The sequence below is a fragment of the Micromonospora sp. WMMD1082 genome (assembly GCF_029626175.1).
Classification (GTDB): Bacteria; Actinomycetota; Actinomycetes; order Mycobacteriales; family Micromonosporaceae; genus Micromonospora.
In genome coordinates, this window is the sequence record NZ_JARUBM010000002.1 from 3,165,342 (window position 1) to 3,190,616 (window position 25,275).

Consider the following 25,275-nt stretch of genomic DNA (forward strand, 5'->3'; position numbering starts at 1 on the left):
GGATCACTCCTTTCCGGTCCACTTGCGGGCCGTGACCCGGGTGATGCCAGCCAGCTTCGCTACCAACTCGTCGGGGAGTTCGGCCATCTCGACGACCCGCTCCCGCAGATGCTGCTCGACGCGCTCGCGCTGGCGGCCGAGGTCGGCCAGTCCGGCGAGGCGGGTGGCCCACGCCCGGACCGCGGCCTCCGACCACAGGCTCACGTGCCCGTTGTGCCGAACCGGGGCAGGATAGCCCTTGATCCCTCGCGTGGCGTTGCGCATCCATGTGTCGATGCTGATACCGGCGCCGGGGCAGATCGCCTGGATGAGGGCGAGGGCTTGGTCGCGGTTGAGGCTGTCGTCGGCGCGGGCGGCCTGCGATGACGGCAGGTCGGTGCCGTCGTCGGCGACCGGGTACCAGCCGTCGAGCTTCTGCGCCTCCCACTCTAGAACCGTGTGGATGGAGGGCTCGGGGTCGAGGTCGTGCCACTTCCACCACGAGTCGTGGATGCGTGTCTCCGGTGCGTCCGGGTCGTCGAACAGCATCGGCAGGTACTCCGGCACGTGGAGTTCGCGGGCGGGCCGAACTGATCTGATCTTGATTCGGGGGAGCTTGGCCTGGGCGAGGGCTTCGGCGATTGCGCGGGCCCGGGGGGTGAGGGTGTCGAGGTCGATGCTGCGGATGGTGCCGGGTTCGTCGCCGGGCATCGTCAGGGTAATCACTGACATGTCCAGGACTATACATGACGATGTGTATAGCATTAGACAAGACGCACCTACGCGCGATGTCGGTCAGTCGATCACCAACGCCGCCGCCCCGCCCGTCTGGAACCGCAACCACTGCGGTGACCCCACCCCACGCCACCGGCAGTTCCGGATCCGCAAGGGCCACCGCAAAGGGCACGTGCTCAAGGCCATCGCATCGCCCCAGCAGCGCGCGAGCATCCCCCACTCCACGGGGAGTTCGACCCACCACCAACCGGGCCACTCTCCGCGCCCACCGCCGCCCACCGCCACCGCCCCGACCGGCACGCCGTAGCCATCCCGCCGGGATCGACGCGACGGCAGGGCCCGGGCGGCGAGCGCAGCCGACACGGCGACGACCGGCACTCCGGCGGCGGTGGCCCGGCAGGGGCCGGTCAGCGGGGTGCGGGCGATGTCGCCCACGCCCGAGCTGTTATCTCTAGCAGTCCAAGTTTGGACAGTTCCCACTGCACTGCGGAGTGATCGACGTCCAACTTGCGGGCGATGGCCGTGGGTGTGATCTGCGCGCCGAGCCGATCGGAGAGCCACTCCGTGGTGGCGTGCTCCGGCATCCGCCGCTTACCCCGACCGCGCCGGGCAGCCCGGCTCGCCGAGTCGCCCGGCGGACGGGGTGACGCCCGCTTCGGCGGCGATCGTCTCCACCGGGATCCGCTCCTGGAGGTAGCGGTGCCGCAGCCACGCCGTGTCGATCGTCACGCGGCTCACGGTCCTCCTCGTCGACGACGGCGATGTGTCTTCTGGCGATGGCGAGCACCGTGCTGGCCTGCTGTAAGTCGGCCCCTTCGGCGGCGTCGCGTTCGTCGGCGGCCGGCTCGTCGTTTGTCGGCTCTACGACGGCGTACCGATAGTGGTACTGCCAGCCGGGCTCCTCATGATGTGCTGCCGGGCGGCCGTCAGAACGTCGACGCCGGGTGGGCGCTTAGCCATTGCCGCACCTCCTCGGCGCTCATGTCGATGACGTCCCCGTCGTCGCTGACCGTCAGGTACCGCCGGTGGTGGCCGGAGCCCCACGATGTGCGGTACGACACCTCATAGACGTGGCCCGACGCGAAGGTCCACCAGAACCAGACGCCACGGTTGCCGGTGCTGCTGGCGTCGCTGTAGTCGACTCGCGCGGTGAGGAACCGGCGGTCGAAGCCATACCTTTCGTGCAGGCCGATGATCTCGGCAGCCCAGGGGCGGCGGTTGATCGGGTCGCGGACTCGGCGGCCCGTCCACTCCACGCCGACGGCGTCCGCGACGGGCGCCCGCAGGTCCGGTGGGAGGCCGTTGATCAGGTCGGTTGACTGGTTCTCGTAGCCGAGACCGATCGCCTCCGCGCCGAACGCGGCCTTCACGCCGGCTCCGAGTCCACCGGCGCGTCGCGGACGGCCAGGTAGCCGTTCACCCAGTCGGGGTGGCCCTCCGCGAGAGCGGCGACAGCGGCCCTGTATCGGGCCCAGAGGGCGTTCTCGCCAGCCGACGGTTCGGATCCACCGGTGATGTCCCACGGGTCAAATGGCTCGCCGGCGGTACGCAGCGACGACAGGTAGGTGATGGCGCAGTACCAGCCGTAGAGACGCGGCATGTACTGTCCCAGGCGCCGATGGTCGTCGGAGTCGCCGTCTTCGATCACCGCGGCGGCGGCGTCTGCGATCTTTTCCCACAGGTCCGGGTTGTCGCGGGCGAGGTTGGCGGTGGGCCGGGACAGTCCGTGCAGGGGGTCGGCCCGGTCGAGGGGGAGCGGGTTCTCCGCCGCCTGGTTGGCGCGGAGCCAGTAGCCGATTTCCGCTTGGGCGGCGCGGGCTGCGGTCCCGGCAGCCTCATACGCTTCCCCGGCTGCCCGCAGCCCTGTCTCTATGGTGTGGGTGTCGTGAGTCATCGCTAGCCCTCAATCAGCTTAAACTCATTCTAAGTGCGTGGTCGGGGGTGGGTAAAGCACTTCTCAAGCGTGGCGCTTTGCCTTGCTGTTCAGCCGGTGGGCTCCCGCCGCAGCTCCCACCACGTGTGCCGTTCGATCCCCGACTCGACCCACGCCCCGGCAACCGGCGAGCGCCAACCTCGCCCGTCGACGCCCAACCCGCTAAGCTTCCCGGCGATGGACCGCGACCAACTCCGCGCCGCCGGCCGCGCCGCACACCAGCGAGCCGCCGCCCTCGAACGCCAGATCACCACCACCTGGCCCGGCGCATGGCAGTGGCTCGACCAAGTCCGCCGCAACCCGCCGGAGACATGGCCCGACTGGTGCCTGCTCCCCATGGGCGCTCCTGCGGCCCTGCTCGCCTCCACCCAGCGCGGACCGCACGGCCCCATCGCCGCCATGTCCGCCCTATACGCTTGGCGGTACACCCGGTCCGTCTACCTGATCGAGCCCGCCCTGCTCGGCCGGCTCCTCCACCAGGTACCCGATGCCCTCGAAGGCGTTGGCGACCTCGCCGACCTGCCGCAGTGGTGCATCTACGTCGCCGAGCCGAATGCAGGCAGCGCCGCCGGGGTGTGGATGCACCTCGAACACGACGTCAACACCGGCCGCCCGGAGCTGAGGCTGCTGCTCGACGTGCAACCCGCCGCCGGCATCGAGGGGATGATGCCGGTACCGGTGTATCTCGATCGGCCGAGCATCACCGAGGCCATCGCCGACTACCGGGCCACGACGCTGGCCAGCCTGCGCGGCCCGGGGGCCGACGTGCACGGTGGGGACCTCGACGCCGCCGCGGCGAATCTCGCCGAGCGGGTGGAGCGGTACGTGGCGATCGCCCGCTACCTGTGCCAGCCAGAGGCCGACATCACCGCGCTCAGCGGAACCACTGGGCGGCCCCGCCGCTACCGGTCCCCGGCGCGAGACAAAGAAGTGTGGCTGGTGGGCTGGCAGTCAGCCACGCCCTAGCGGCAGCAACTCTCGCACACGGTCCCGTGCGGCGTGTCCTGCACCATGTCGTGCGGACCGTACTCTTCGCCGCAGCTGGCGCATGGCCCCCACTCGTCCGGGTTGTACCAGACGTACATGAGAGTGCCGTGCTCGTCGGGCTGGGGGTTTGTCCGCGCCTCGACCTTCGCCTTGTGCCGCTGCTCGGCGAGCCGCCCGTGTGCTGAGATGACGTATCGCCGGACACCGGCTAGCAGCAGTTCCTCCGCTGTCGCGTGCCCGCTGGACGGGCTCGGTAGCCGACCCTCCTCCCACTCCTGGCGGTGGCCGGTTTGGTCGCCGGGGATGTTGCCTGAGATTACCCACGTGCTGCCGCCGGTGCGGAACCGCAGGCGCACCGTGAACCGGGCCGGGAGCGCCGACAGGATCCGGGCGTGGAAGTCTGCCTGCCCCCGCTGGAAGTAGGTCGCCTCCGGACGGGCGGCCGGTTCGCCAGCCGGGACGACGCGGTACTCCATCATGCCGGAGGGGCGGGTGTACTCGGCGACCACGAACTCGGTCATCGTGCCAGCCAACTGTCGAGGGTGGGCCGGGAGATGCCCGCTGCCTCGGCGATCCGCGCCTTGGTCGCGATCCGCGCGGCGTGGACCCCCGCCACGGCGACCCGCAGCGCCTCGCGCTGCCGCGCCTCCTCCCGGCGTGGTCTGCCGCCCGCCGGGTCGACGGCAGGCAGGTCCTCGGTCAGCACGTCGAGCAGATCCAGGCCGAACGCGGCGTACCAGGCCGGACGACCCCACCACTTCCGGTACCGAAGGGCGTGAGCGAGGACGTGCGCGGCTAGGTGAGCAGCGGCGGCGTCCGCGTCTGCGTTGGGGAACAGCCAGCCTGCGAGCGTCCGGCCCGGCTCGGCATCCGGGTCGCCTGCTGGTCCGCGGCTGATGGCCCGGCGGATCGCCATCGCGGTCACGGCGCGTCGGTCCGGATCATGCGTCGGGTCGCTGCCGATGGCGTTGCCGGCCTCGGCCACCTCGAACGCCCACAGGGGCGGGCTGTCGTCGCGGTCGACCAGGTCGACGGCGTGCAGACGGATGGCATGGGCGGCGATGAGCCCCGCGGCGTCCAGCCAGCCCAGCTGGCGGCGGCGGTAGGCGTCCCGCCACGGCTGCTCGGCGAGCTCACCGAGGTGGTGTGTGTCGCGGGTGGCGTCGATGAACGCGGCGACCACGAGAGCCTGCGCTTTGTCGAGGTCGAGACTGGTGGGCATCCGGGTCACCTCACGTGGTCCAGGTGGGCGGCTGCGGCGTGTCGTCTGCCCCGAGGTGAGCGTTCAGCGCGGCCTCCCAGTGCCATGCCATCGCCGTTGTGGCACCACGGGGTGGCGTGGCGTAAACGGCCCGGCCGGGACGCGGCTCCAGCCCGTCAGCGGGCAGGCAGCGACGCGCCCACCAAGAGGGCGCGGCGGCGTGCGCCCGTAGCTCGGCGGCGACGCGGTCGAGGGCGCCATGCACCTCACTGGTAAGTATCCGTCGGAATCCCCCCTCAGGGTTACCGGTTCGGCGAATGGTCCAGCCGACACAGTCGCCGACCTCGGTAAGGTCGGCGGCGTCGATGACGTCGGCGAGGCGGTAGCGGATTCGCTGCTGCGTGTTCATGGGTGTCGCGGATCCTCGCCGCGCAGGGCGATGATCTCGCGGGTCGGGTCGGTGGGATCCTGCACCCGTATCACGTTGGCCGGATCGACGATCTCGCCCCGCTCGACCATCTGCCGGATTCGCTCGGCGACCAGGGCGTCGCGGTCTCCGGCCGTCTGCTCGGCGTGCCGCTCCATCTCCTCCACCGTGGCCGGGGTGATACCGGCGGCGATGAGGGGTGCCGCCTCGGCGGGCAGATAGTTGAGGCTGGCCCACGCGGCTGCCGTGTCGGCGGGGACGCCCTGCTCCATCCATTCCCGGGCGACCCGGGATGTGCAGTGCGCCGTGGCGGCGGCGGAGTAGGCGGTCCAGTAGCGGCGCAACGCGGTCAGCTTGTCCATCGGGTGCTCCGTCTCAGGGGCAGTCGGCGCAGACGCGGCCGGCGGCGACGACCGGCTGGGCGATGTTGCCGCAGGCGCAGCGCGGGGCGGCGAGGATGCGGCGGCAGAGGCGGATGACGGTGTCGTTGATGTCGATTTCGTCGCCGGGGCCGTCGGTCGTGGTCTGCAGGGGCGCCGCCTTCGGTGCGGGTCGCCCTGACACCAGAAACCTTACACTTCCCGTATCGGATGTAAAGTTTTGGGGAGGTGTCCACGGTCGTGTGATCGACGCCAGGATCAGCCCAACCCCAGGAGCGCCTCGCTGCCGCCCACCCGAACCGCCACCAGCGCCCACCACACTGGCCGCCGTTCGACGCTGATGGCCTGCGGGCGGGCCGGGAGGCCGGTTGTCGTGGTCGGTCAGGACGCCAGCCAGAGGGTGACGCTGTCGGTGCGGCCGGTCGGGTGCGACCATTTCTGCTGGTCGGGTTCGTTGAGGACTGTGGCGGCGTCGATGATCTGGGCCTGGGGTGTGCTGAGGTAGGCGACGGCGGCCAGTAGGTGGGCTTGGTGGTGGGCCTTACGGTCGATGAGGGGGTCGATGTCGGTGCCTCGGCCGACGGGGGGCATGGGCACGCCGAAGATGTCACTGGCCCGCATCAGGGCGGTGGTCTGGGTAGCGGACACGGCGTCACGCAGGGTGCCGCGTACCGCGTGCACGGGGTCGGTGAGCGTTTCCCACAGGTCGCCGCCGGTTCGGTGGTCCACCTGCATCCGTACCTCGGTGCGGTCCTCGGCCGCGTCGTCCTCCAACCAGGTGTAGTAGCCGCTGGCGGGCTGTCCGTCAGCGTCGCTGGTCGCCATGTAGAGGCACCGCATCGGCAACGCCTGGATCTCTGCGACCGGCACCCGCTCGACGGGGCCGGGTAGGCGACTGGGATGAATGTAGGCGACGTGGCGGCCAGCGAGACGCCAGGCGGCGACGGCTGTCACTGCCGATGCGTGGACAGGCGGAACACCGAGGGCAACGACGGCCGCGATTGGCAGCGGACACCACGGCGGGCTGGACGCGGCGATGGCGGGCAGCGCCTCGCTGATCCGTTCCAACAGTCCCGGGTATTGGTCCTGTACCTGCCGTTCGTGGCCGGCGAGACGCCTGGTGTAGGTGTCGCGCATCGCCGGGATCCACCGGTACTGCTGCTCCAACACGCCAGGCTCCTCATCGAATAGTTCTTGGCGGATTACCCATTCTATTCGTTGACCTGACGCTGATGACAATTCAGCGAGAGGAGCCTTCGCGTAACGCCGGGCTGGCGGACACGGGAGGGCGCCGGCGTACCGATAGCCACTGGTCGACGGTCGTTGACCACCAGAACGGGCGGCCCGAATTGAGGTGCCCGTCCTCGGTGGGGGCCTGGCGTCGCGCCACGCACGCGGTCCATTCGCGTGTGTCGACTCCGGCGCGTCGAGCCGCCTCGTCGGCGACCAGCCGTAGGGCGGGGTCCGGGTTCGGGCCGGGAAACAGCGGCCAAATTTACTTGCTGCCGGGCTTTTGCCGGCGTTCGCCGCCGAAGACGGTGAGGACGCCGAGAGAGGTCAGACCGGCGAGGTCCACCTCCCAGCGGACCCGGACGGTCGGATCCGGGTTGGGATTGATGTTCGGGTGGTCGAGAAGGGTCTGCACCATCGGCAGGTTCAGCGGCGTGCGCCACATCGGCCACGCCATGCGCCGCCTGCCCGGCCGATGCTCGGTGCCGGGGTATCGGTACCAGCAACGCGCCAGCGCGCCGTGACGGTCGACGCGTACCGGCAGGATGGGCAGCGCCATAGTGGCGAGCCACGTCACACCGGGCACGCCCCAGGGGCCTGGGTCGACCGGGTCCAGTCCGGCCGTGTGCGCGCTGTGGTCCAGCAGTTCGCCGATGCAGCCGGACACTCGTGTGCCGGTGGTGAGGGCATCCAGAATCAGTGTCGGATCCCGACGCACGTACCCCAGTGGTGCGCTGAAGAAGGTCCGCAGGCTTTGCCTGCCGTACCGCTGGATGAACGGCGAGCGCAGCACCGGCTGGTCGAATGCCTCCTCGGGACCGATCCCGCCCGGCGTTATGTCGGACAGGGTGCCGGCGAGCCATCGGGCGCCAGCGGGGTTGCGCAGCGGTTGCCACGCGTCGCGGACATCGCGGCGAAGGGGGATCGCCGGGTCCGCAAGACCGGGCCGTTGCCCCCCAGGCGGGCGGCCAGTCGGGTGGGATGCCCGGTAGCGCGCCATCGGCGGGATCGTGTCGATGACCGCGGCCAGTTCGGCGGCGATGTCCTGCGGTGATTCCCACCCGCCACCGTCGATCACCGCGTGCCAGCGGTCTGGGTCCCAGGATAGGGCGGCGGTGTGGTGGCCACGTTCCTCGGTCAGGACACGCAGGATCCCGAGCGCGGCCATGAATCCGATCGGGACGTCGGCGCGTATGCCGGGCAGGCGCACGCCGCTCGCGACTGCACGGCCGCGATGAGCGCCGCAGCCAACGTCTCGGTTTCGGCGTCGACGGGCGGGAGGTTACCCCACCCGAGGTTGTCGACGTCACCGATCTCGATCTCGTCGTCGGGGCGCCAGCCGGCAGCGATCATGCTCTGCCTGTCGCAGGGGCCGTCGATGTCGAGGTACCGGCCATCGGGGATGCGGGTCATGACATGACCGCTGGAGCCGTCGTCGGGGCTCTAGAGAACCGCCGGCCAACCGGTGCGGTGCTGGATGGCGCGGGCGAGGACCGGGCAGTCGCCGTTGCTGTACCGATCGCGCTGCGCGGCGGTGACTCTCATCACCCAACCCGTAGCAACGTGTTCGAACGGTGACGCATGACGCGACCGGTCGCGATTCCGCGGTGCGGCACAAGGGGGTTCCCAACGATTGGTGGCTCGTCTTCGACAACTCGTCGCCCGGCAGAGCCGCCGTGTCACCGGTGCGGGTGATCTACCCTGTCGAGGATCGAATTCGTGGTGACCCGTCACCGCCACATTGCCCTGTCGCGGAAAGGCTGGACTTGTGTCTAGCGTCATCATCCCGGTTGGTTTCAGTCTCGGCCCCCAGCATCGTTACGTGCGGCCGGCGGATCCCACGCCGGAGACGTGGAAGGTGCACCTCGGCGGCGACATCGTCGACCTGACCGACGATGAGGTACGCGTCTACGGCGGCGCATACGGTGACGTGGAGGGACACTCGAAACTTAAGGTCGGCCGGTCACGGCTGATCCGGTCGTTGCGTACCGCGCCCATCCCGCGGCCTGTGCGAGTAGTTCCGGCAGGTTGTCGCGGATGGCCAGTCGCTGCCGGTAGGCCGTTACTGTCTCCGCCACGGTCGGCTCCTGAGAGGGGACAAGACGTTGTCGGGTGAGGTGCGTGCTGGGCGCGGGTGGTGGAGGTGCAGTGCGGCGTAGCGACGTTCCACGATCGGAGTTGGCCTGTGGCTTCTCCCAACTTTCTCGCCGCGGACGGTGGTGCGGTCCAGCGCAGCGCGACCGGGCAACCTGCGTCACCGGGTCTCGTCATAGCGTTTCCAGAAATGGGCCCGAAGCATGTGCCGTGCCTGCTCACTCAAGTCGAGTTCGTCACGGCGCTCGGATAGGTCAGTGAGCAACGCCTTGTCGACGTCGCGGGGGATCGATGGCCTCCCCGCCGCGAGTTCCGTCAACGCTTCTGCGGTGGCGGACGTGAGGAACGCGGTCAGGACGTTGGCGACCACTACGTCGATCTGGTGGGCAAGTTCGGTGGGGTCCTCATACGCCGTGGCGATGTATGGCTGGCGGCCGGTGGTGGTGCTGTAGACGGGCATGGGTGAGGGTGGACGGGGCGTGCCTGGTTGTCCTCGCCCGGCGAGGTCTTTGGGTGTGGCCGTGACCTGCGGTTGCCTGGCTGGTGGTGCGACGGCCGCCGGCTGCGGCATTGGTGGTGTCGCCGGCGGCATTTCGACCTTCGTCACGCTCTGATCGACGGTTTCCGGGGGCAGGAGGTCAAGGCCGTCGGCCGCCCGGATCAGGTGCGGGCTGATGCCGTGGGGCTTGTTCTCTGTGCTGGGAACGGCGAGCAGGATGACCTGGACGCCGTGACCCTGGGCCTCCTCGACCGCCTCGGTGAGATCGTCGTCGCCGGAGACGAGGACGAAGACGTCGGCGGCTCGGTTGCGGGCGTGCGTCACGAGGTCCAAACCGATACGCAGGTCGACGCCCTTCTGCTGGCCGTCCATGCCGAACCGGCCGAGCCGCAACTTGACCTTGGGTAGCCCGCCGATGCGCTGCTGTTGGGTGTCGGGCACGCCGTCTCTGGCCGAGTCGTACCAGTGCACCCGCAGCACATCCAGCCCTGACACGCGCTCGGCCTTGTCAACGAGTGCGTCGATCAGCGGCGCGTAGTCGATGTGCACCCCGTTGCGCAGCGACGTCCCGGTCACCCGGACGGCGGCGGCGCCGAGCAGGTAACCGACATCGACATAGAGCGAGCACAGAGACCTCATGGCTCACAGGGTCCCATCAAACTTGATCGACCATCTACCGGCGCCACGGCCACCTTGGCGACCGGAACCGCACCAGCAGCAGGCGGCGCCAACCCAACCGCCGCGGTCCGCCTGCCGCGTCGAACACGAGCTGCGCGGTCCGAGGGGTGGACACCACGGCGCCGCAACCGTCCCCGCTCTCCGGGGGCGCATCATGAGGCGGCAGGTCAGCACAGGACCAGGACCGTCACCTGCTGACGGCACGCCGACGAGGAGCGGAACCGAGGTGTACGAAAGCCCTGATCGAACAGTGCGCCCGTCGAGCCCCGGATTCAGTTCGCCCCGGGACGCGGGTGAGCTGGGTCGGCGGCGGTCAGCGGCCTGCCTTCGTGTGGTACTCGTCCACGATCTCCTGCGGAATTCGGCCCCGGTCGGAGATGTCTTTGCCGGCTTTCCGGGCCCACGCCCGGATGGCCTTATTCTGTTCACGGTCGGCGGAGGCAGTGTTCCTGGCCTGACCGCCACGAGGGGTACGGCCACCGACGACAACGCCTCCGCGACCTACCTTTGTGCCATGGGTGACGTAGGGAGTGAAAACATCCCGCAGTTTCTCGGCGTTGGGGGCGGAGAGGTCGATCTCGTACTGCACACCGTCGAGCGCGAACTTCACGGTCTCGTCGGCGTCTCCGCCGTCTAGGTCATCGACCAGCTTATGAATGATCTGCTTAGCCACGGTGGCACATTCCTTCCAATGCGGTGTTACCCACGACGGGTGTAAACACCTTAGCTTGTGCGGCACTCGATGCGTCAACAGGAGTCGCTGAACATCTTGGCATTGACCGACCCGATCCCGCCGCGGACCGCCCGCCGCCCTGTCGTGCGTATTCCGCTGCCTGGTAGGCGAATGGCGACGCTGTGTTGGCGGGATAGGCCGATCCGCGCCGATGTGGGCCCGGGGAATCTGACGCGACGGATAACGGCAGCAATTTCGGCGTCAATCCGTGACACGCCATGCGTGTTCCGTGACCAGGTTTGGGCGGGCACACGGGGACGCGTCGCTGTGCCGCCGGCTCATTCAGGGCCGACCTGTTCGGGCGGCAGCGCTCGCCGGGTTGCGGGCTGCCGGCGTGCGCGATCCTCGGAGGACGCGGGTCGCCGCCAGGAGTCAGCCGAAGGCCGGATGACTCGCCTCGGTCCTGCCGGGCTGGGGTTCGGACGCGGGAGGGTTAGCTTCGCTGCCGTTCCTGGTCGCGCCAGGGGAGTAGGGCGATGGCGGTGAGCAGGATCGCCGCGAGGACGAGGAGAGCGGTTCTGGCGGTGGTGGCGGCGGCGAGTACACCGGCCGCGGCGATGAAGATCGGCTGGACGGTCCGGGAGGTGATCGACCAGGCCATGACGACGCGGGACAGGTACTCGTCGGCGGTGGCGTTCATCCGATAGGTCGCGAACGTGGGGTTGAACAGACCGACGAACAGCAGCAGCCCGAACTCGGCCACGGCGATCAGGGTCAAGCCGGCGGCGGTGGCGGGGGCGAGCGGGATGAGTCCGAGCCACACGCAGCGGCCGACGCCGGCAGCCAGCAGCACGGTGTGTGGGCCGAGGCGGCCGGTGAGGGGTCGTGCCAGGAGGGCCCCGGCGACGCCGGCGAGCGCGGAGACGCCGAGAACCAACCCGTACTGCCACGGGGCGAAGCCGAGATCGCGGAGCATGAAGACGGTCAGCAGCGGGGAGGCGGCGGTGATGCAGCCGCCGAAGACCATCGCGTTGAAGAACAGGGCGGTCAGGCCGCGGTGGCGCAGGATGTATCGCCAGCCGGCGAGGATGTCCGCGCGCCATCGGTGGCCGCTGGCCGGTGGCGGCGGCGCAGCTTCAGCAGTGTCCAGTCGGCGGATGGCGGCGGCGGAGGCGAGGTAGCCGGCGGCGTGCAGTGTCATCGCGGCGGGGGCGCCGAGCCAGGAGATGAGCAGTCCGCCGGTGGGCGGGCCGACGGTGTTCGCGGTCCACAGGGTGGCCTCGAAGCGGCTGTTCGCCTCGGCGCGGTGCTCGCGGGGTACCAGCGCTTTCAGGTTGGCCACGCCCGCGGCGTTGAACGCCAGCGTGCCGGCGGTCTGTGCCACGGCCACCAGGCACAGTTGCCAGTAGGTGAGCCAGCCCAGCAGCGCGGCGGCCGGCACCGACGCCACGGCGACGAACCGCAGCAGGTCCGTGCCGATCATCACCGGTCGTTTCGGACGGTACTCGATCCACGGCCCGAGGGGCAGGGCGACCGCGGCGGCGACCACGCCGGACAGGACGGTCAGCATCGACACCCGCAGGTCGGATGCGTCCAGCAGCAGCACCGCGATGATCGGCAACGCGGAGTAGCCGACAGCGGCGCCCAACTCGCTGGCGGCGAACGCGGCCCACCGCCACCGGAAATCACGCCGCCAGGCGACATCCGAGGTTGCCTCGGGAGACAGCGCGGCGCCTGTCGACCCGGGCCCTGGCACCCGATGAGAGTCGCCGAACGCGGGCGGTGGGCACAAGCGGCCACACCGCGACGGCGACGCGGTCACCGGTTGACAGGATGCCGGGTCAGCGCGGCCGATGACGCTGGAGCAGGCCCCGCGGGATCCCGGCGGGCTTCGACTGCCGCGCTACGCGCGCGATCGTCGGGGCCGAACCTCGCGCGCGGCTGGCAGGGCGGGAGGGGTTGACAGTGACGTATGCGTGGGGGCGGTAGGAACTGCTCGGGTTCAGGGTGGCGGGGTGAACAGGCGCAGGGCGCCGGTGGCTTGGCGGCGGATCGCGGTGAGGGTGTGCGGGGTGGCGGGGGTGGTGGTGAGGGTGGCTTGGTGCAGGAGGGTTTCGGCGGCCCAGATGCGGTGCCAGGCGAGGGCCCAGGTTTCGGCGGGCAGTCCCGCGCGGGGGGTGAGGGCGTCGGGGTGGCCGCCGGCGTCGACGTAGGTGTGGAGGAGGTGGCGTAGGCGGGCGGGTTGGGGTGGGTGGCGGGTGCCGTGCCAGGTGGCGAGGTCGAGGATGCCGGGGCCGTTGAAGGCGCCGGCGACGTCGAGCAGGTGCCAGCGGTCGCCGCTGATGTGTAGGGAGGTGGGGTGCAGTTCGGAGTGGCAGATGGTGAAGGGTGCTAGGTGGGCGTCGGCGGCGCGGGGTGCGGCGGCGGCGCGTAGAGCGGTGAGCAGGGCAAGCAGGTCGGCGGTGGGTTGCCTGCGGGCGGCGAGTTGGCGCAGGTGGGCGATGGCCCGGTGGGGGAGTGCGCGAAGCCCGTGCTCGTCGAGGGTGCGCAGGGACGGCAGCGGCGGCGCGGTGTGTAGCTGGGCGGCGGCCGTCGCCGCGTCCTGGGCGGTGGGGTGGCGGGTGGTGGGGCCGAGGTCGTCGAGGATCATGCCGAGCACGCCGGTGGTGATGGTGGCGGCGTGGACGGTGGGGACGGGGATTCGGTGGGCGGCGAGGTGGCGCAGGGTGGTGGCTTCGTCGGTGAACGGTGCGGCGGCGTACTTGTAGACCAGGGTGGTGCTGTCGGGCAGGCGGAGCCGTTCCACGCCGCTGCGGGACCAAGTCCGGATCGGCTCGCGGGTGACGTCGGGCAGGTGCAGGGTGTCGGTGAGGTGGGCGAGTCCTCGGGTGGCGGCGGCGGTCAGCATCGGGGGTCGGCGGCGTGGGTCAGCGCGGTGAGGGCGTGGTGGAGGTGGGTGGCCATGGTGGCGGGTACGTGTGCGGTGGCGGCCTGGCACGCGGTGTGGAAGTGGGGCAGCAGGCGCCGCAGGGCAGGCCGGGCGGCGAAGAACGCTTCGGGGTCGCCGCTGGTGTGGGCGCGGCGTACGAGGGAGGTGAACGCGACGATCTTGTCGGCGGTGGAGATGAGCAGGACCGGGCGGTCGCTGGTGTCGATCGGCGGGTGGGGGGTGTCGAGGGCGGTGTGTTCGGCGTGTAGGGCGTACACGATGCGGGTGAGCTCGGGGTGGTAGCGGCGGGTCAGGAGGTCGGGCAGGTCGATGTCGTCGGGGGCGACGTCGGGGGCGTCGTGGAGGAGGGCGGCGGCGATCAGGGTGGGTGGCGGGTCGGGTAGGTGTCGGGCGAGGGTGACGGCGACGCGGACCGCGTGTACGAGGGCGGGCCGGTCGTCGATGAGGTGCCCGTGGCACCAGGTGCGGGCATCTGTGAGTGCCTGTGTGATGTGGGGGTGGCGGGGCGTGGCGAGGACGGTCACGGTGCGGGCCTCCTGCTGCTCGTAGCATGGCGGGTATGGAACCTGGTCCACTGCCGCGGTGGGAGGACGAGACCTGCGCGGTGTGCCCGGCACAGGCGTTGGGGCCGGGCCGGTTCGACGTGGTCGACCGGCCGGGCCCGCAGTACGCCTACCGGCCGGCGGCGGGGTGGCGGGTCGGACCGGACGGGCGGCCGGTGTGTGTGCATCCGTTCCGGGTCGGGCTGCCGCCGGGCCGTTACGCCTCGGCGGGTGAGCGGCTGCCGGAGGTGGCCGGGCAGCGGCCCGCGCCCAGCGCGGCGGCGCTGGAACTGCCCGCGGAGCTGGACGACCTGGAGGGATGGCTGGTGGCCACGCTGCGGGTCGCGCCGGAGGAGGGCCTGTTCGCGGCGGTGGCGCGGGCGGAGAGGTTGGCCGGTGAACGGTTCGCACCCGGCGCGGTGGTGGCGGCGTTGCGCCGGGTGCTCTCCGTCGAGCTGGCCAACCGGTGAGACCGCGGGGTCAGACGGCGGCCAACTGCGGGCTGCCGTCGGGGCTGAAGGTGAGGTCGTGGCTGCGTCCGCCGCGGCCGATGCCGACGCTGCCGTAGTGCGCGTTGAGGATGGCCAGGCGCCGGTCGACCTCGGCAGCGTCGAGCCAGTACCGGGCCGGCGGCACGCCCCACCCGGCGGCGGTGTAGTAGTCGTCGGTGATGCAGCCGCTGGTGTAGCCGAAGTCCTCCAACTCGGTGGCGTGCGGGAAGATCACGCCGAGGTCGGCCTGCATCTGGCTCATCAGGGTGAACTGGGCCAGCACGGCGTGGACCATCTCGTCCACCGGGGCCGGCACCAGCAGCTCCGCGGCTTCCTCGTCGCCGCCGGTCAGCTCGAACACGGCGGCCTTGAGCGCCAGCACCCGCACCGCTTCGACCAGCAGCGGTGCCGCGTCGCGCTCGAGCGACCACTGCGCCACCGTCGGGTAGCCGGTGAACGTGGCCCAACACGTCGAGTACCTCATCGAGGAGCCGTTGAGCCGCTCCCACCCGGGGTGTTCCCGCATCATGTCGAGGATCTGCGCTGCTCGCCGGCCCACCGCTTCGGCGGCCGGCATCCGCACCGTTGTCGTCATGGCCTCTCCCTTGGATGTAGGGGTGTACCGGCGCGGCGCCCGAGCGTTCCACCGCGTCGACCGCCGCGCCGGCTTGTCTCCGACGGTATGGATTACCGCCGATGCCCCGGCAGGGTGTGTTGCGGGCAGCCGGTGCGGCGCATTCACACAAGGTGTGAGCGCGTCACACCCCTTCGCCGCGGCGGTGACGGGTTCTACGCTGAACGGATGGCGGAGGTGAACATCCTGCTCGATGCTCTCCTCGACCGCGCGGGCCTGTCCCACGCCGGTCTGGCCCGCCAGCTGACCCGCCTCGACCGCACGTTGCGCTACGACCACGCGTCGGTGGCCCGGTGGATCCGCGACCACGCGATCCCCCGGAACCCGGTGCCGCTGCTGATCTGCCGGATCATCGGCGAACGCCTGAATATCACCGTCACACCGGCTGACATCGGCATGACCCGCACGCCGACCGACGAGAACGCCCTGGCCGTGGCCCACCTGGTCGAGCGGGCCGCCGCGGTCTGGCGCGGCGACCAGAAAGGCCAACATCCCCGCGCGGTGCTGACCGGCGCGCAGGCCGTCGCGCCGCTGTGGGAATGGGAACACCCACCCGACGACGACAACCTCACCCAGCCCGGCCGCCGCCGCGTCGACCCCACCGACGTGGCCCGCCTGCGTCACGCCCGCGTCCGCTATCAGGAGATGTACCGGCGGGTCGGCGGCGTCCCCGTCAGAACACGGATCATGGCCACCCTCACCAGCCACGCCACCCCACTGCTGCGCGACGCCTACGACAACCGGCAGGGCCGCGACCTGTTCCAAGCCGTCGCCGGGCTGGCCGCTCTCGCCGGCGTCTGCGCCTACGACGCCAACCACCAGCCCCTGAGCCAACGTCACCTGCTCACCGCGCTGCGCCTGGCCAAAGCCTCCGGTGACCGCCCGCTCGGCGCCTACGTCGTCGCGATCATGGCCACCCAGGCCCTGCACCTGGACGAGTACCGGCTCGTCGTGCAGTACGCCCAAGCCGCCCTGCGCGCCGCCGGTCCCGTCATCTCCCCGGCGCTGGCCGCCGACCTGCACTCCCTCGCCGGCAAGGCATACGCCCGCATCGGCGACACAGCCGGCAGCCACCAACACCTGCGGCAGGCCGAAGCCCTCGCCACGCGCCTGGACCCCGGCACCGGACCCGCCGAAGTGTCCTACGTCCAACCCGGCCTCGTCGAAACCCAGATCGCCGAAGCCCTGCGCCGCCTCGGAGACCTCACCGCCGCCCACACCTACGCCACCGAATCCGTCCGCACCGCCGGCGCCACGCACCTACGCGGCCAGGTCCACCGCCACGCCGGCCTCGCGCTCATCCTCACCGCCCAAGGCGACCTCGACCGCGCCAGCCACACCGGACACCAGATGCTCGACCGGCTCACCGGCATGGAATCCGGACGGCTCACCGACCGCATCCGCCAGGTCGCCACCGCGCTGAAACCCTACGCAACCCAACCCGCGGTTGCCGCGTTCCTGCAACGAGCACACCACCACACCGACCCGACAGGACCCTGATGCGCTGGAAGATCCACTCCGAACGGACCCTCTACCAAGACCCCTGGGTCCACCTCGCCAGCGCCGACGTCGAACTACCCGACGGCCGCCACCTCGACCACCGCCTCATCCGCACCGCCGCACCGGGCGCCGGCCTCGCCATCGTCACCGACGGCCGAGTTCTGCTCATCTGGCGACACCGCTTCATCACCAACACCTGGGGCTGGGAAATCCCCCAAGGCAGCATCCAACCCGGAGAAGAACCCGCCACCGCCGCCGCCCGCGAAGCCGAAGAAGAAACCGGCTGGCGCGCCCAAGGCCCCATCACCCCACTGCTCTACACCCAACCTTCACCCGGGCTGATGACCAGCGAACACCACATCTACACCGCCACAGACGCCACACACCTCGGCAAACCCGAGGACCAACACGAAAGCCAGAAAGTCGACTGGGTACCCCTGGCCGACGTACGCCGTCTCATCGCCAAACGCGACATCGTCGCCGGCACCACCATCGCCGCTCTCTGCCTCATCATGATCGGTTAGCAGAAGATGGTGCACTACCGCTATTGACCCGATGCCGCCGGCATCACCCGCAGCTGCATTCGCCCCGTGCCTCGCGAACACAAGGCCTGTCAAAGCATCCCAGCTGGTATCATTCGGTCAGCGATCTGATCAGCCGAAAGAGTTTCGGGCGGCGAAGACCGGGTCGGTGTGGGACGCGCACCAACATCCTTCACCGCGAAAGCTGTCTGCCTCTACGGCTTATGCCCCTGGCTGGGCCCACCAGGTAATCCAACACAAGACGAACGTGGTCGGCCTGACCTGGGAGGCCGGGCCCACGCCCGCCGGAGCGGTGACCCTCTACGCCCAGTGGTGAAGCTGGAGGTGCCACAGGTCGCCGATCCCGCGCCCCACCTGGTGGGCGACCGGCTGGCGAATGCTGCGGGCAACCGGTCACTCGCGTACCGCCCGAATCTCGCACGACCGTGACCTGATCGGTCTACGGGGCCGTGGCGCCCTGGACCGGCGTAGCGGTGCGCAGTTGCCTGACGGTGTCGCGGAGGTCATCGACGCTGGGCAGGTCCGTGCTGCGAGCGCCTCGCGTGTCGGGTGAAAACAGCGCCAGGCGCGGCGCGGGCGAGGCGACGGTGCCGCCGTCCCGGATCTGCGCGTGGGTGTGGTGCGGGGACAGGGTGATCTGCGTTCGGCGGCCGGTGGACACCACCAGCGTGTGCCGCCGGAGAGCGACCGGCTCGGGGGCGGTGCGGACGCGGTCGAGTTCGTCGTCGGTGATCCGGTGCAGGTGCCAGGTGCCCAGCCGCCGAGGGGTGAGCACGACGGCGCTGCCGTCCTCGCTGCGGTAGGTGACGGAGGTGGCCATGTCGCGCACGAGCGTCCCCAACTCGTCGTTGAGCGCGGCGCGGTCGTGGTGCACGCGCCAGAACCGTACGCTGCGCAGCTCCAGCCAGAATCCGATCGCGGCCACCCCGACGGCGAGTATCCACCGCCAGTCGCCGGTGAGGAGCGCGGCCAGCCCGGCGGCGGCGCCGAGGGCGCCGCCCAGCCACAACGCGCCCGGCGTCGGGCGGGAGGGAACCGTCGAGAATGCGGACATGCTGCTCCTCGCTGAGCTACCGCTGAGACTGCTCTGCCTGGCTTGTCGCGGGCCGAAGGGGTGTGCCGTGAAAGGGGACCGCCGCGGAGGCGCCCGTAGCCGCTAAGGCTACAGATCCGTTTCCCGGATGGACACCTCGGCCGAGGTGGATGCGCAGTCACGAACGTGCGCGACTACGCCTGCCATCGGGCGGCGGCTAGGACCAGGGCGGCGACCTGGCAGACGGCCAGGCTGTGTAGGTACAGGCTGGCCGCGTCGAAGCCGGCCGGGGCCAGGCCCCAACCCTCCCAGTCCGTGATCCAGCAGCCGGGGGTGGTGAGCTGGGCCGAGTCGCGTTCCATGGTCTCCCAGCTGGCCCACGCCCGGGGCAGCCCCCACCGGACACCGGGTGGCTGCGGCGGGTCGGTGAACCCGCCGACGGGGACGTCGGGGCGTTCTGGGACGCCAACGCCACCGCCGCGCAGCAGCTGTCCGGTCTGCGGGGCCGGACGGGTTGGCGTGGCCTCACCAGGTCGCGTTGTGGTTGGGTGTGACGGCGTGGTTCGGCCCCAGGGGTGCTGGTATTGACCATCACGCCGGGTTGACGTTTGTTGTCGGTGCGTTGATCGAGGAGTCCTCGTGGCTGTTAAGGGGCATCGCGTCACCGTCGAGCATGTGGAGTTCCTCGTTGCCCGCAACGGGCCGGTCGACCACGGCGCGACCATGTTGGTCGATGCTGACGACGGCATCCGCATCGTCGACCCCAACCTGGTCCTGCGGCCCGGATCAGGGGTTCGTCGAGTCTTGCTGGCCCGCGGCGACCTGGTCGATGGCGCCCAGGCTGCGGGGCTGACGACATCTGCGTTCGTGCGGGCCAACGCGGGCCGGATCGCCGCCGAGTTGAACACCGTCCTCGATGAGACGGAGTCCGCCGTAGCCCCTTGACGGCGCGATTGATCTTGGGCTCGACGTGCTGGCACCTGGTTCGGTGTGGCCGGTGTGGAGGGCTGACGATTCAGACCGCTCCGTGACGGGTCCGCCTGCAGAACCCCGGCGAGGGCCCAGATTGCGGCGGGTAGCCCGGCGCGGGGGTGAGGGCGCCGACGTCCGACGTAGGAGCGGGCGAAGGCGTTGGTGAGCAGTCTGCGGACCAGTTCGGTGTGCGACGACGTCCGGCCGCCCGCGACAACGGTGCCCGTGCCCGCCGCTGTACTGGAACAGGCGCGGCAAGCTCGGGGCCCCGTCCCGTGTGCACAGTATCGCCGACAGGACCGGCGACAGCGCGGAGACTGCGACGCCCATCACGGAAAGTAGTTGAGTGTTGTCGGAGTGGTGGCTGGGGGACGGAGACGATTCGTTGCCGACGGGTCGGTGGCGTGCAATTTGCATGCCCGTCTGCCTGTCGGCGGGTTAGGTAGTCGCCCGACCCGATCGGCCAACAATGGCCAGGAACCACGGGAAACCTTCACGACAGTCACTGAGTAGCGGACTCGGTGTGCGACGCCACCGGGGCGGTCGGACGGCGTCGTGGTGGATATCGGCGGGGATCGTCACCACGGTCCATGTCACGCGTTGCAATCCACGCGGGACGCTCTCGCATTGGTCTCCGTGCACGCGTGACGGAGAAGGATGACGGACCTCAGGTTCCGGACGAAGAGCGCCCTGCCGACCCGGGACCGCAGCCAGCGGCGTCGTGTCGGGATGGGCGGGCACTGACGGCGACGGCGATCGCCTGCGACCTTGCGGCGGATGTGCTGCAGGGGGCGGGACGCGATGGCCCTGCCGTCACCGTCAAGGCCATCGCCCACCTGCTACACCTGGCCAGCGTGTTCCAGCATCACGGCCAGAGGTAGCGCTACCGGTGCGGGGTCGGCAGCCAGCCGGCCCCGCGCCCATCACTTCCAGCAACGATCCGCTCGGCCTGGCGTAACGAACACGTGACACCGCGCCCTGTCCGCTACCACCACCGCTGGCTCGAGTTCGACACCGGGATGCTCGCCTGTCCCCTGGGTGGGGCATCGAGGCGGGGGAGCGGTGGAAGCCGCCGACCTAGCTTGGCCCGCAGGCTGTCGCGATGGGCACACGACCGAGGTTATGACTCGCCGTAGGCGGTTGCTGCCGCAGCGTACGATTGCCTCTACTATAAACTGTGTCGCTCGTTGTCAATAGTCGCGAGGGCACTTCAACTACACCGTATGGATGTGAAGTAGAGCAAAGGTGATGCCTGGTGGTACCAGGATGATCCTCTCGGAGGTGTGACGTGACAGGTGTTGACTGGCGGAAGAGTTCGAGAAGCGGGGCGGGTGACAACAACTGCGTCGAGGTGGCGTGCCACGACGACGCCGTGTTCGTGCGGGATTCTCAGGACCGGTCGGGTCCGGTTCTTGCTTTCGGGCGAGACTCGTGGGCGTCCCTGACGCGTGGATTGAGAAGCGGGCCGATGGTGGCGGCAGATGCCGGCTGACCGCTGCGGAAGCGACGGGTGCGGCGAGCGGACTCGCCCGCTGCGGCTCGAAGGAGCGCGCTCCGGTTGACGGAGAGCTGGTCCCGCTCCGGTGCGTCGCTGCGGTGGTGGCAGATGTAGGCCGGGTGCGGCCTACATCTGTGCGCGCACCTCGTCGATGAGGTCCGCGGTGTCCGCCTCACTGAGTGCGTGGTTCTCCAGTTCCGCGAACTGCTTCAGGTAGAGCGATATCACGCTCGCGTCCTCGCGTGTGGCCAGGCTGTGGGGCCCGTTTTCGAGGAACAGGAGGTCGTCGTCGCCGTCGTCGGGGAACTCCAGGATGGCGAAGGGTCCCATGAGCCCGATGTGGGCCCCGTGTGAGAACCGGACCACGCGCAGGTGGACGTGGTGGCGGCGGCCGATGTCGTTGAGGTGCGCCAGCTGGCGCTGCATGACCCTGGCGCTGCCGTCGACGGCGCCGACCGCGCGTCGGATCACCGCCTCGTCGAGGATGAAGAACAGGGTGGGTGGGTCCGCGCGGTCGAGGATTTCCTGCCGCCTCATGCGCACCTCCAGTTGCCTGTTCATGTGGCGCGGCGAGGTGCCCGGCGGGTTGAAGGCGTGGATGACCGCCCGGGCGTACTCCTCGGTCTGCAGCAGGCCCGGCAGGATGAGCGACTCGGACTGCCGCAGCACCGACGCCGAGCCCTCGAATCCCAGGTAGATGAGGAAGTCCTGGTTGAGCACGTCCCGGTAGACGCTCCAGTGCTGCTTCCGGCTCTGCATCGCCATTTCGACGTAGGCCGCGACCTGGTCGGGATCGGTGATCCCGTACAGCCCGAGCAGTGCCGTGAGATCGGTGGCCGAGATACCCACCTGCCCGGTCTCGATCCGGATGATCTTCGCTGTTCCCCACCTCAGCTTCTGGGCGGCGTCCTTCTGGGTCAGCCCCGTCGCCTCCCGCGCCTGCCGCAGGCGGACCCGCAACCGTCGACGTTGGACCGTGGGGTCGATGTCCTGCACCATACGTCCGACTTCCCCCTATGCCAGCATGCGGACCACGTCATGGCGACACTAGACGACTACCCGCAGTGATCTACTATGTGTTGGGTAGTGACCATGTGTGCGTCACTATTTGGTAGTCACACATTGCGTGTACGATCGCACGCTGGCGCTCAACTTGCTACCTGCACGTTCCGCATCGCCCGACCGACCTGGGGGACACCGCCGCCGACGTGGCTTGACGAGGCAACGATGCCTCCACCCGACAACGCCAACCATCACGAACCGGAGACCACGCGGTGTCCACAGCACCCCAGGCGGGCGGCAACCCGTCACCCGATCAACCGCGCGTGCCACCCCAGACAGACCGCACCTCGCAGAGCCGCGCGCCCCAGCCGGGGCCGGACGCCGTCGCGGCGGGCGACCGGGTTCGGACACGGCAGGCGAAGCGGTCCAACGCCGCCTCGTCACCGAAGACCGGGCGCACCGTCAACAGCCGCCAGCAGACACCGCCGCCGACCGCCGGTATCGCGCCGACCGAACGGCAGCCTGTCGTGTTCTGCGCGCCGGACTCCACACGAACTCGCCGGCGTCGGCGCGGCGGCAAGCCACCCGGGGCCGCGGCCAGCCGGGCCGCCGCGCGGCCGCCAATCGTGGCCGCCTTCCTCGACTTCCTCGAACGGCGGGTCGACGCGACGGACAACCTCGACGAAGAGATCCGACTGCTGTGGGCCTACAACCTGGCGCTGCTCACGCTGCTCATCGTGCCGCCCGCGGTACTGGCCCTGATCGTGCTGGCCATCGTCAACGCATACGGCGCCGAAGCCCTGTCCGTGGATCTGCCCACCGTACTGGGCACGGGAACGGTCCTCGGCGCGTCCACGCTTCTGCTGCGCTCGTGGAGCAGCCGACGCGCCTCCAAGAAGGACCGCTCTGGTAGCCCTCGACGTCGTCGCTGAGTCGGCTCACCGGTGGCCACGGTCACCGGGCAACGTCGCGAGCAGACGCGCCACCAACGGCTGACTGAACCAACCCCCGGCCGCCGCGCCCACCGCCGTCCCCGCGAGGACGACAACACCCTTCGTCGACGCACTGCGATCACTGAGCACCAGCCACACCACGATCATCATCACGGACGCCGAAACCATCGCCGACACGCTCCCGACAACAACGGCGGCGACCAACAGCCGAACCCGCCGACGCGCAGAGGCGCGAATCGGTGCCACCAACGCACGATCATCGCGCGCGCTGTCGCCGTCGGCAACGCCACCGTTCATCGCCGCGAGGCCGCGTCGGACCAGTCCACTGAAGGACCCTGATCTCGCTGCCGCCACACCATCACCCCTCCCCTGCGACTCCCGCACGGCCTACACAACCACAATGGACGGCCCGCAACGACATCACGCTGGGTGGCACACACCAACCATCCAGAGAACACCGCGTCCCCCTGACGACCCACCACAGCAGCCAAAAGACCCTCAGTCAACCAGCAGCGCCGCTACGGAAAGTATCTGTCCCAATTCATCACGTGAATCTTGTGTTCACGTGAGAGGCGGAAACGGCAGGTCGCGAACCGCCCACCCCAATCCATCAACGCCCACCACGACGAGCATCGACCGCAACACCCATATCAATCGACCCTCAGTAATCCAGAGGGGGTCATTGGGCGACGTGGGAAACCGGAACAGTGTGATCGCTGGGGATAATCCCAGCGGGTTCGATCAGACCCACCAACGGTGTCTGCGCAGCGCCGCGATCACCGCTGTCTTCCCGGACGGGCGGCGCAATCCACACCTGCACCCGCCGGGATACCCGCCGCCCACCGACCAGCACCCCGCCGACGCCCAGACATGCCGTCGCGTGAAGCCGACCGCCGGCGGCGCGTACCTCCGGCGGCATGCGCGTTGGGTGCCGGCCGGCGACGCCAGGTGTCTACGGGGCTGCGGCGGCCGGGGTCGGTGCAGCGCGCCGCGGCCGCGCGACGGTCACGCGGAACTCGACGACGTCGGGCGCACCGGGACCGTCGCGTATCTACGCAGCGGTGTGCGCACGGGCGAGGAAGCGTTCACGGTGTGGGCGCCTCTCCGGCGCCAGCCCACCGAGGAGGAAGCCCAGCGGTGGCAGGCCAAGGGCCGCAAGGTCCAGCGCGGCGAGCACGGCCGCCCGGTCAAGCAGGCGGTCGGGTTCCGGCTGTCGTCGACGTTCGACCTGCCGCCGTCGACGACAGCCCGTAGGGCCGCGCCCACGTCGGCTACGCTCACCGGCCTCGCTCCTCCCACGGCGAGAGTGGATCGTATCGACGCCCACGGCACAGCTCCGACCACGAAAACCTCTGCAAAGATCAGCCGTACCTAGCTCTGTACTCCAGCCCATACCCCGGCGCCTGCCCGCGATGTACCTGCCGCGGACAGGCGCGGTACCGGGAGCGGGCGGGTGCAGGTGAGATCGGTGTGCTCGATGCGTCGTCCTGTCGCCGCCCACGGCGGGCCCACCCGTGGCGCGGCGTGGTCAGGGCTGCGGGCGTGCTGGAACGGGGAGGATGACGTGGTGATGCGACGTGCGCGGGCCGCGGCGGTGATCGTGCGTGGTGGCCGGTTGTTGATGGTGCGGGAGCGTGGCCTGGGTCCGTCTGGTCGTCATGACGGCCAGGAGTATTGGACGCTGCCTGGTGGCGGTATCGCCGCTGGGGAGACAGCGGAGGACGCGGTCCGGCGTGAGGTGGCCGAGGAGATCGGCTTGCTGCCGGTCGCGGTGCGGTACCTGTTGGACGTGCCGTATCCGTCGGGGATGACGGCCTGCTTCGCCGTCGAGGTGGCCGACGGCGAGCCGACACTCGGCGTGGACGAGCTGCCGTGTGAGTGTCCGCGGATGGTGGGCCTGGACTGGGTGCCCCTGCCACCGTTGACCCCGCAGACCTCGGGGATACCGATCCCGACGATGATCGTTGTCTGCGACCGTAGCTACTAGCCCGCCCCGGTGGCCGAAGGCCGGCCGGGGCCAGCCCCCGGCGTACCGTGCGCGCCCGCCGGGGCCGGTACCCACGACAGGCCGGGGGCGGCGGTCTTCGTTGTGCGGTGGCCGCCCAGCGGTTCAGCCCCGCGCGACTGTCGGGCAGGCGTTCCATCCGCGCGTCGCCGCTGTATCGCGGTGGGCACCGGTGCCAGATCTCCGCCCAGCGCACGCCGGCGGTGTCGAGGGCGCGTTTCACCTGGGGCAGGGCGGTGATGGGGGTGTGGTCGGCGTCGGCGCGGTTCGCCTTGTACCCGGGCACGGTCGGGGTGTGCCCGGCCGTGGCGTCTTCGGCGTCGAAGACGACGACGAG

At 70.0% G+C, this 25,275-nt stretch carries 31 protein-coding genes; 8 read left to right on the plus strand and 23 right to left on the minus strand.

The genetic code is table 11. The features are described from left to right. Positions 1-3 precede the first annotated feature (3 nt). From O7615_RS14555 to O7615_RS14575, 5 genes are all read right to left on the minus strand, one after another. A complete protein-coding gene (locus O7615_RS14555; RefSeq protein WP_278178088.1) occupies positions 4-711 on the minus strand; it encodes a hypothetical protein in 708 nt (235 codons plus the stop codon). A 63-nt stretch (positions 712-774) separates the two neighbouring features. Then, the gene (locus O7615_RS14560; protein WP_278178090.1) at positions 775-1,149 is read right to left on the minus strand and encodes a hypothetical protein; all 375 of its coding nucleotides are present in this window, start codon (positions 1,147-1,149) and stop codon (positions 775-777) included. Between the two features lie 156 nt (positions 1,150-1,305). Next, positions 1,306-1,443, minus strand: coding sequence for a hypothetical protein (locus O7615_RS14565; RefSeq protein WP_278178091.1), 138 nt, complete (start codon positions 1,441-1,443; stop codon positions 1,306-1,308). 197 nt (positions 1,444-1,640) lie between these two features. Continuing rightward, positions 1,641-2,084: a hypothetical protein gene (locus O7615_RS14570; RefSeq protein ID WP_278178092.1), complete on the minus strand. Its 444-nt coding sequence runs from the start codon at positions 2,082-2,084 to the stop codon at positions 1,641-1,643. Further along, the gene (locus tag O7615_RS14575; protein WP_278178093.1) at positions 2,081-2,608 is read right to left on the minus strand and encodes a hypothetical protein; all 528 of its coding nucleotides are present in this window, start codon (positions 2,606-2,608) and stop codon (positions 2,081-2,083) included. Before O7615_RS14575 ends, O7615_RS14570 begins: the two co-directional genes overlap by 4 nt. 216 nt (positions 2,609-2,824) lie before the next feature. Between O7615_RS14575 and O7615_RS14580 the strand changes: the two genes are divergently transcribed. After that, the gene (locus O7615_RS14580) at positions 2,825-3,613 is read left to right on the plus strand and encodes a hypothetical protein (protein WP_278178095.1); all 789 of its coding nucleotides are present in this window, start codon (positions 2,825-2,827) and stop codon (positions 3,611-3,613) included. Here O7615_RS14580 and O7615_RS14585 read toward each other — a convergent pair. From O7615_RS14585 to O7615_RS14645, 13 genes are all read right to left on the minus strand, one after another. Beyond that, the gene (locus tag O7615_RS14585) at positions 3,610-4,155 is read right to left on the minus strand and encodes a hypothetical protein (protein WP_278178097.1); all 546 of its coding nucleotides are present in this window, start codon (positions 4,153-4,155) and stop codon (positions 3,610-3,612) included. The genes O7615_RS14580 and O7615_RS14585 overlap by 4 nt on opposite strands. Beyond that, on the minus strand, positions 4,152-4,856 hold the full coding sequence (locus tag O7615_RS14590; RefSeq protein WP_278178098.1) for a hypothetical protein: 705 nt from the start codon (positions 4,854-4,856) through the stop codon (positions 4,152-4,154). The genes O7615_RS14585 and O7615_RS14590 overlap by 4 nt, the downstream gene beginning before the upstream one ends. A gap of 10 nt (positions 4,857-4,866) precedes the next feature. Beyond that, a complete protein-coding gene (locus tag O7615_RS14595; protein ID WP_278178099.1) occupies positions 4,867-5,244 on the minus strand; it encodes a hypothetical protein in 378 nt (125 codons plus the stop codon). Beyond that, positions 5,241-5,624 carry a hypothetical protein gene (locus O7615_RS14600; protein WP_278178100.1) on the minus strand — a complete coding sequence of 128 codons (384 nt, stop codon included), beginning with the start codon at positions 5,622-5,624 and terminating at the stop codon, positions 5,241-5,243. Before O7615_RS14600 ends, O7615_RS14595 begins: the two co-directional genes overlap by 4 nt. Positions 5,625-5,637: 13 nt before the next feature. After that, the gene (locus tag O7615_RS14605) at positions 5,638-5,826 is read right to left on the minus strand and encodes a hypothetical protein (protein WP_278178101.1); all 189 of its coding nucleotides are present in this window, start codon (positions 5,824-5,826) and stop codon (positions 5,638-5,640) included. Between the two features lie 197 nt (positions 5,827-6,023). Continuing rightward, positions 6,024-6,812: a hypothetical protein gene (locus O7615_RS14610; protein ID WP_278178102.1), complete on the minus strand. Its 789-nt coding sequence runs from the start codon at positions 6,810-6,812 to the stop codon at positions 6,024-6,026. A gap of 325 nt (positions 6,813-7,137) precedes the next feature. Next, on the minus strand, positions 7,138-7,872 hold the full coding sequence (locus tag O7615_RS14615; protein WP_278178103.1) for a hypothetical protein: 735 nt from the start codon (positions 7,870-7,872) through the stop codon (positions 7,138-7,140). Between the two features lie 137 nt (positions 7,873-8,009). Beyond that, complete coding sequence (locus tag O7615_RS14620) at positions 8,010-8,285, minus strand: hypothetical protein (RefSeq protein WP_278178104.1); 276 nt, start codon at positions 8,283-8,285, stop codon at positions 8,010-8,012. Between the two features lie 841 nt (positions 8,286-9,126). Further along, complete coding sequence (locus tag O7615_RS14625) at positions 9,127-10,041, minus strand: NYN domain-containing protein (RefSeq protein ID WP_278178105.1); 915 nt, start codon at positions 10,039-10,041, stop codon at positions 9,127-9,129. Positions 10,042-10,456: 415 nt separating this feature from the next. Next, positions 10,457-10,816, minus strand: coding sequence for an Lsr2 family protein (locus tag O7615_RS14630; protein WP_278178106.1), 360 nt, complete (start codon positions 10,814-10,816; stop codon positions 10,457-10,459). Positions 10,817-11,309: 493 nt separating this feature from the next. Continuing rightward, positions 11,310-12,572 carry an MFS transporter gene (locus O7615_RS14635; RefSeq protein WP_278178107.1) on the minus strand — a complete coding sequence of 421 codons (1,263 nt, stop codon included), beginning with the start codon at positions 12,570-12,572 and terminating at the stop codon, positions 11,310-11,312. Positions 12,573-12,818: 246 nt separating this feature from the next. Further along, a complete protein-coding gene (locus tag O7615_RS14640) occupies positions 12,819-13,724 on the minus strand; it encodes a phosphotransferase (protein WP_278178108.1) in 906 nt (301 codons plus the stop codon). Beyond that, complete coding sequence (locus O7615_RS14645; RefSeq protein WP_278178110.1) at positions 13,718-14,341, minus strand: metal-dependent phosphohydrolase; 624 nt, start codon at positions 14,339-14,341, stop codon at positions 13,718-13,720. Before O7615_RS14645 ends, O7615_RS14640 begins: the two co-directional genes overlap by 7 nt. On the opposite strand from O7615_RS14645, the gene O7615_RS14650 reads away from it, so the two are divergent. After that, a complete protein-coding gene (locus O7615_RS14650) occupies positions 14,326-14,778 on the plus strand; it encodes a hypothetical protein (protein WP_278178111.1) in 453 nt (150 codons plus the stop codon). The genes O7615_RS14645 and O7615_RS14650 overlap by 16 nt on opposite strands. A gap of 10 nt (positions 14,779-14,788) precedes the next feature. On the opposite strand, the gene O7615_RS14655 is transcribed toward O7615_RS14650, so the two are convergent. Beyond that, the gene (locus tag O7615_RS14655) at positions 14,789-15,394 is read right to left on the minus strand and encodes a hypothetical protein (RefSeq protein WP_278178112.1); all 606 of its coding nucleotides are present in this window, start codon (positions 15,392-15,394) and stop codon (positions 14,789-14,791) included. A gap of 207 nt (positions 15,395-15,601) precedes the next feature. Between O7615_RS14655 and O7615_RS14660 the strand changes: the two genes are divergently transcribed. Beyond that, a complete protein-coding gene (locus O7615_RS14660) occupies positions 15,602-16,933 on the plus strand; it encodes a hypothetical protein (protein WP_278178113.1) in 1,332 nt (443 codons plus the stop codon). After that, positions 16,933-17,457, plus strand: coding sequence for an NUDIX domain-containing protein (locus O7615_RS14665; RefSeq protein ID WP_278178114.1), 525 nt, complete (start codon positions 16,933-16,935; stop codon positions 17,455-17,457). The genes O7615_RS14660 and O7615_RS14665 overlap by 1 nt, the downstream gene beginning before the upstream one ends. Before the next feature lie 457 nt (positions 17,458-17,914). Here the strand turns inward: O7615_RS14665 and O7615_RS14670 are convergent, their stop codons facing one another. Continuing rightward, entirely contained in the window at positions 17,915-18,529 is a 615-nt protein-coding gene (locus O7615_RS14670) for a hypothetical protein (RefSeq protein ID WP_278178115.1), read from the minus strand. Positions 18,530-18,702: 173 nt separating this feature from the next. Beyond that, positions 18,703-18,870, minus strand: a complete 168-nt coding sequence (locus tag O7615_RS14675; protein ID WP_278178116.1) for a hypothetical protein — start codon at positions 18,868-18,870, stop codon at positions 18,703-18,705. 277 nt (positions 18,871-19,147) lie between these two features. Between O7615_RS14675 and O7615_RS14680 the strand changes: the two genes are divergently transcribed. Both O7615_RS14680 and O7615_RS14685 read left to right on the plus strand, forming a co-directional pair. Continuing rightward, positions 19,148-19,453: a hypothetical protein gene (locus tag O7615_RS14680; RefSeq protein ID WP_278178117.1), complete on the plus strand. Its 306-nt coding sequence runs from the start codon at positions 19,148-19,150 to the stop codon at positions 19,451-19,453. A 1,315-nt stretch (positions 19,454-20,768) separates the two neighbouring features. Continuing rightward, on the plus strand, positions 20,769-20,972 hold the full coding sequence (locus O7615_RS14685; RefSeq protein ID WP_278178118.1) for a DUF397 domain-containing protein: 204 nt from the start codon (positions 20,769-20,771) through the stop codon (positions 20,970-20,972). A gap of 132 nt (positions 20,973-21,104) precedes the next feature. Here O7615_RS14685 and O7615_RS14690 read toward each other — a convergent pair whose 3' ends face one another. After that, positions 21,105-21,977 carry a helix-turn-helix transcriptional regulator gene (locus O7615_RS14690; protein WP_278178120.1) on the minus strand — a complete coding sequence of 291 codons (873 nt, stop codon included), beginning with the start codon at positions 21,975-21,977 and terminating at the stop codon, positions 21,105-21,107. 326 nt (positions 21,978-22,303) lie between these two features. Here O7615_RS14690 and O7615_RS14695 point away from each other — a divergent pair, with 326 nt between their 5' ends. Continuing rightward, positions 22,304-22,912: a hypothetical protein gene (locus tag O7615_RS14695; RefSeq protein ID WP_278178122.1), complete on the plus strand. Its 609-nt coding sequence runs from the start codon at positions 22,304-22,306 to the stop codon at positions 22,910-22,912. 6 nt (positions 22,913-22,918) lie between these two features. Here O7615_RS14695 and O7615_RS14700 read toward each other — a convergent pair whose 3' ends face one another. Next, a complete protein-coding gene (locus tag O7615_RS14700; protein WP_278178124.1) occupies positions 22,919-23,230 on the minus strand; it encodes a hypothetical protein in 312 nt (103 codons plus the stop codon). Between the two features lie 1,180 nt (positions 23,231-24,410). Between O7615_RS14700 and O7615_RS14705 the strand changes: the two genes are divergently transcribed. Continuing rightward, a complete protein-coding gene (locus O7615_RS14705; protein WP_278178125.1) occupies positions 24,411-24,920 on the plus strand; it encodes an NUDIX hydrolase in 510 nt (169 codons plus the stop codon). Positions 24,921-25,275: the final 355 nt, after the last annotated feature.

Excerpts from the sequence above, each read along its gene's own strand:
- O7615_RS14670 (WP_278178115.1), bottom strand. The coding sequence starts at position 18,529 with ATGTCCGCATTCTCGACGGTTCCCTCCCGCCCGACGCCGGGCGCGTTG.
- O7615_RS14555 (WP_278178088.1), bottom strand. The coding sequence starts at position 711 with ATGTCAGTGATTACCCTGACGATGCCCGGCGACGAACCCGGCACCATC.
- O7615_RS14595 (WP_278178099.1), bottom strand. The coding sequence starts at position 5,244 with ATGAACACGCAGCAGCGAATCCGCTACCGCCTCGCCGACGTCATCGAC.
- O7615_RS14580 (WP_278178095.1), top strand. The coding sequence starts at position 2,825 with ATGGACCGCGACCAACTCCGCGCCGCCGGCCGCGCCGCACACCAGCGA.
- O7615_RS14590 (WP_278178098.1), bottom strand. The coding sequence starts at position 4,856 with ATGCCCACCAGTCTCGACCTCGACAAAGCGCAGGCTCTCGTGGTCGCC.
- O7615_RS14615 (WP_278178103.1), bottom strand. The coding sequence starts at position 7,872 with ATGGCGCGCTACCGGGCATCCCACCCGACTGGCCGCCCGCCTGGGGGG.
- O7615_RS14665 (WP_278178114.1), top strand. The coding sequence starts at position 16,933 with ATGCGCTGGAAGATCCACTCCGAACGGACCCTCTACCAAGACCCCTGG.
- O7615_RS14655 (WP_278178112.1), bottom strand. The coding sequence starts at position 15,394 with ATGACGACAACGGTGCGGATGCCGGCCGCCGAAGCGGTGGGCCGGCGA.
- O7615_RS14700 (WP_278178124.1), bottom strand. The coding sequence starts at position 23,230 with ATGAACGGTGGCGTTGCCGACGGCGACAGCGCGCGCGATGATCGTGCG.
- O7615_RS14650 (WP_278178111.1), top strand. The coding sequence starts at position 14,326 with ATGGAACCTGGTCCACTGCCGCGGTGGGAGGACGAGACCTGCGCGGTG.
- O7615_RS14600 (WP_278178100.1), bottom strand. The coding sequence starts at position 5,624 with ATGGACAAGCTGACCGCGTTGCGCCGCTACTGGACCGCCTACTCCGCC.
- O7615_RS14585 (WP_278178097.1), bottom strand. The coding sequence starts at position 4,155 with ATGACCGAGTTCGTGGTCGCCGAGTACACCCGCCCCTCCGGCATGATG.
- O7615_RS14690 (WP_278178120.1), bottom strand. The coding sequence starts at position 21,977 with ATGGTGCAGGACATCGACCCCACGGTCCAACGTCGACGGTTGCGGGTC.
- O7615_RS14660 (WP_278178113.1), top strand. The coding sequence starts at position 15,602 with ATGGCGGAGGTGAACATCCTGCTCGATGCTCTCCTCGACCGCGCGGGC.
- O7615_RS14575 (WP_278178093.1), bottom strand. The coding sequence starts at position 2,608 with ATGACTCACGACACCCACACCATAGAGACAGGGCTGCGGGCAGCCGGG.
- O7615_RS14705 (WP_278178125.1), top strand. The coding sequence starts at position 24,411 with ATGCGTCGTCCTGTCGCCGCCCACGGCGGGCCCACCCGTGGCGCGGCG.
- O7615_RS14640 (WP_278178108.1), bottom strand. The coding sequence starts at position 13,724 with ATGCTGACCGCCGCCGCCACCCGAGGACTCGCCCACCTCACCGACACC.
- O7615_RS14620 (WP_278178104.1), bottom strand. The coding sequence starts at position 8,285 with ATGACCCGCATCCCCGATGGCCGGTACCTCGACATCGACGGCCCCTGC.
- O7615_RS14675 (WP_278178116.1), bottom strand. The coding sequence starts at position 18,870 with ATGGAACGCGACTCGGCCCAGCTCACCACCCCCGGCTGCTGGATCACG.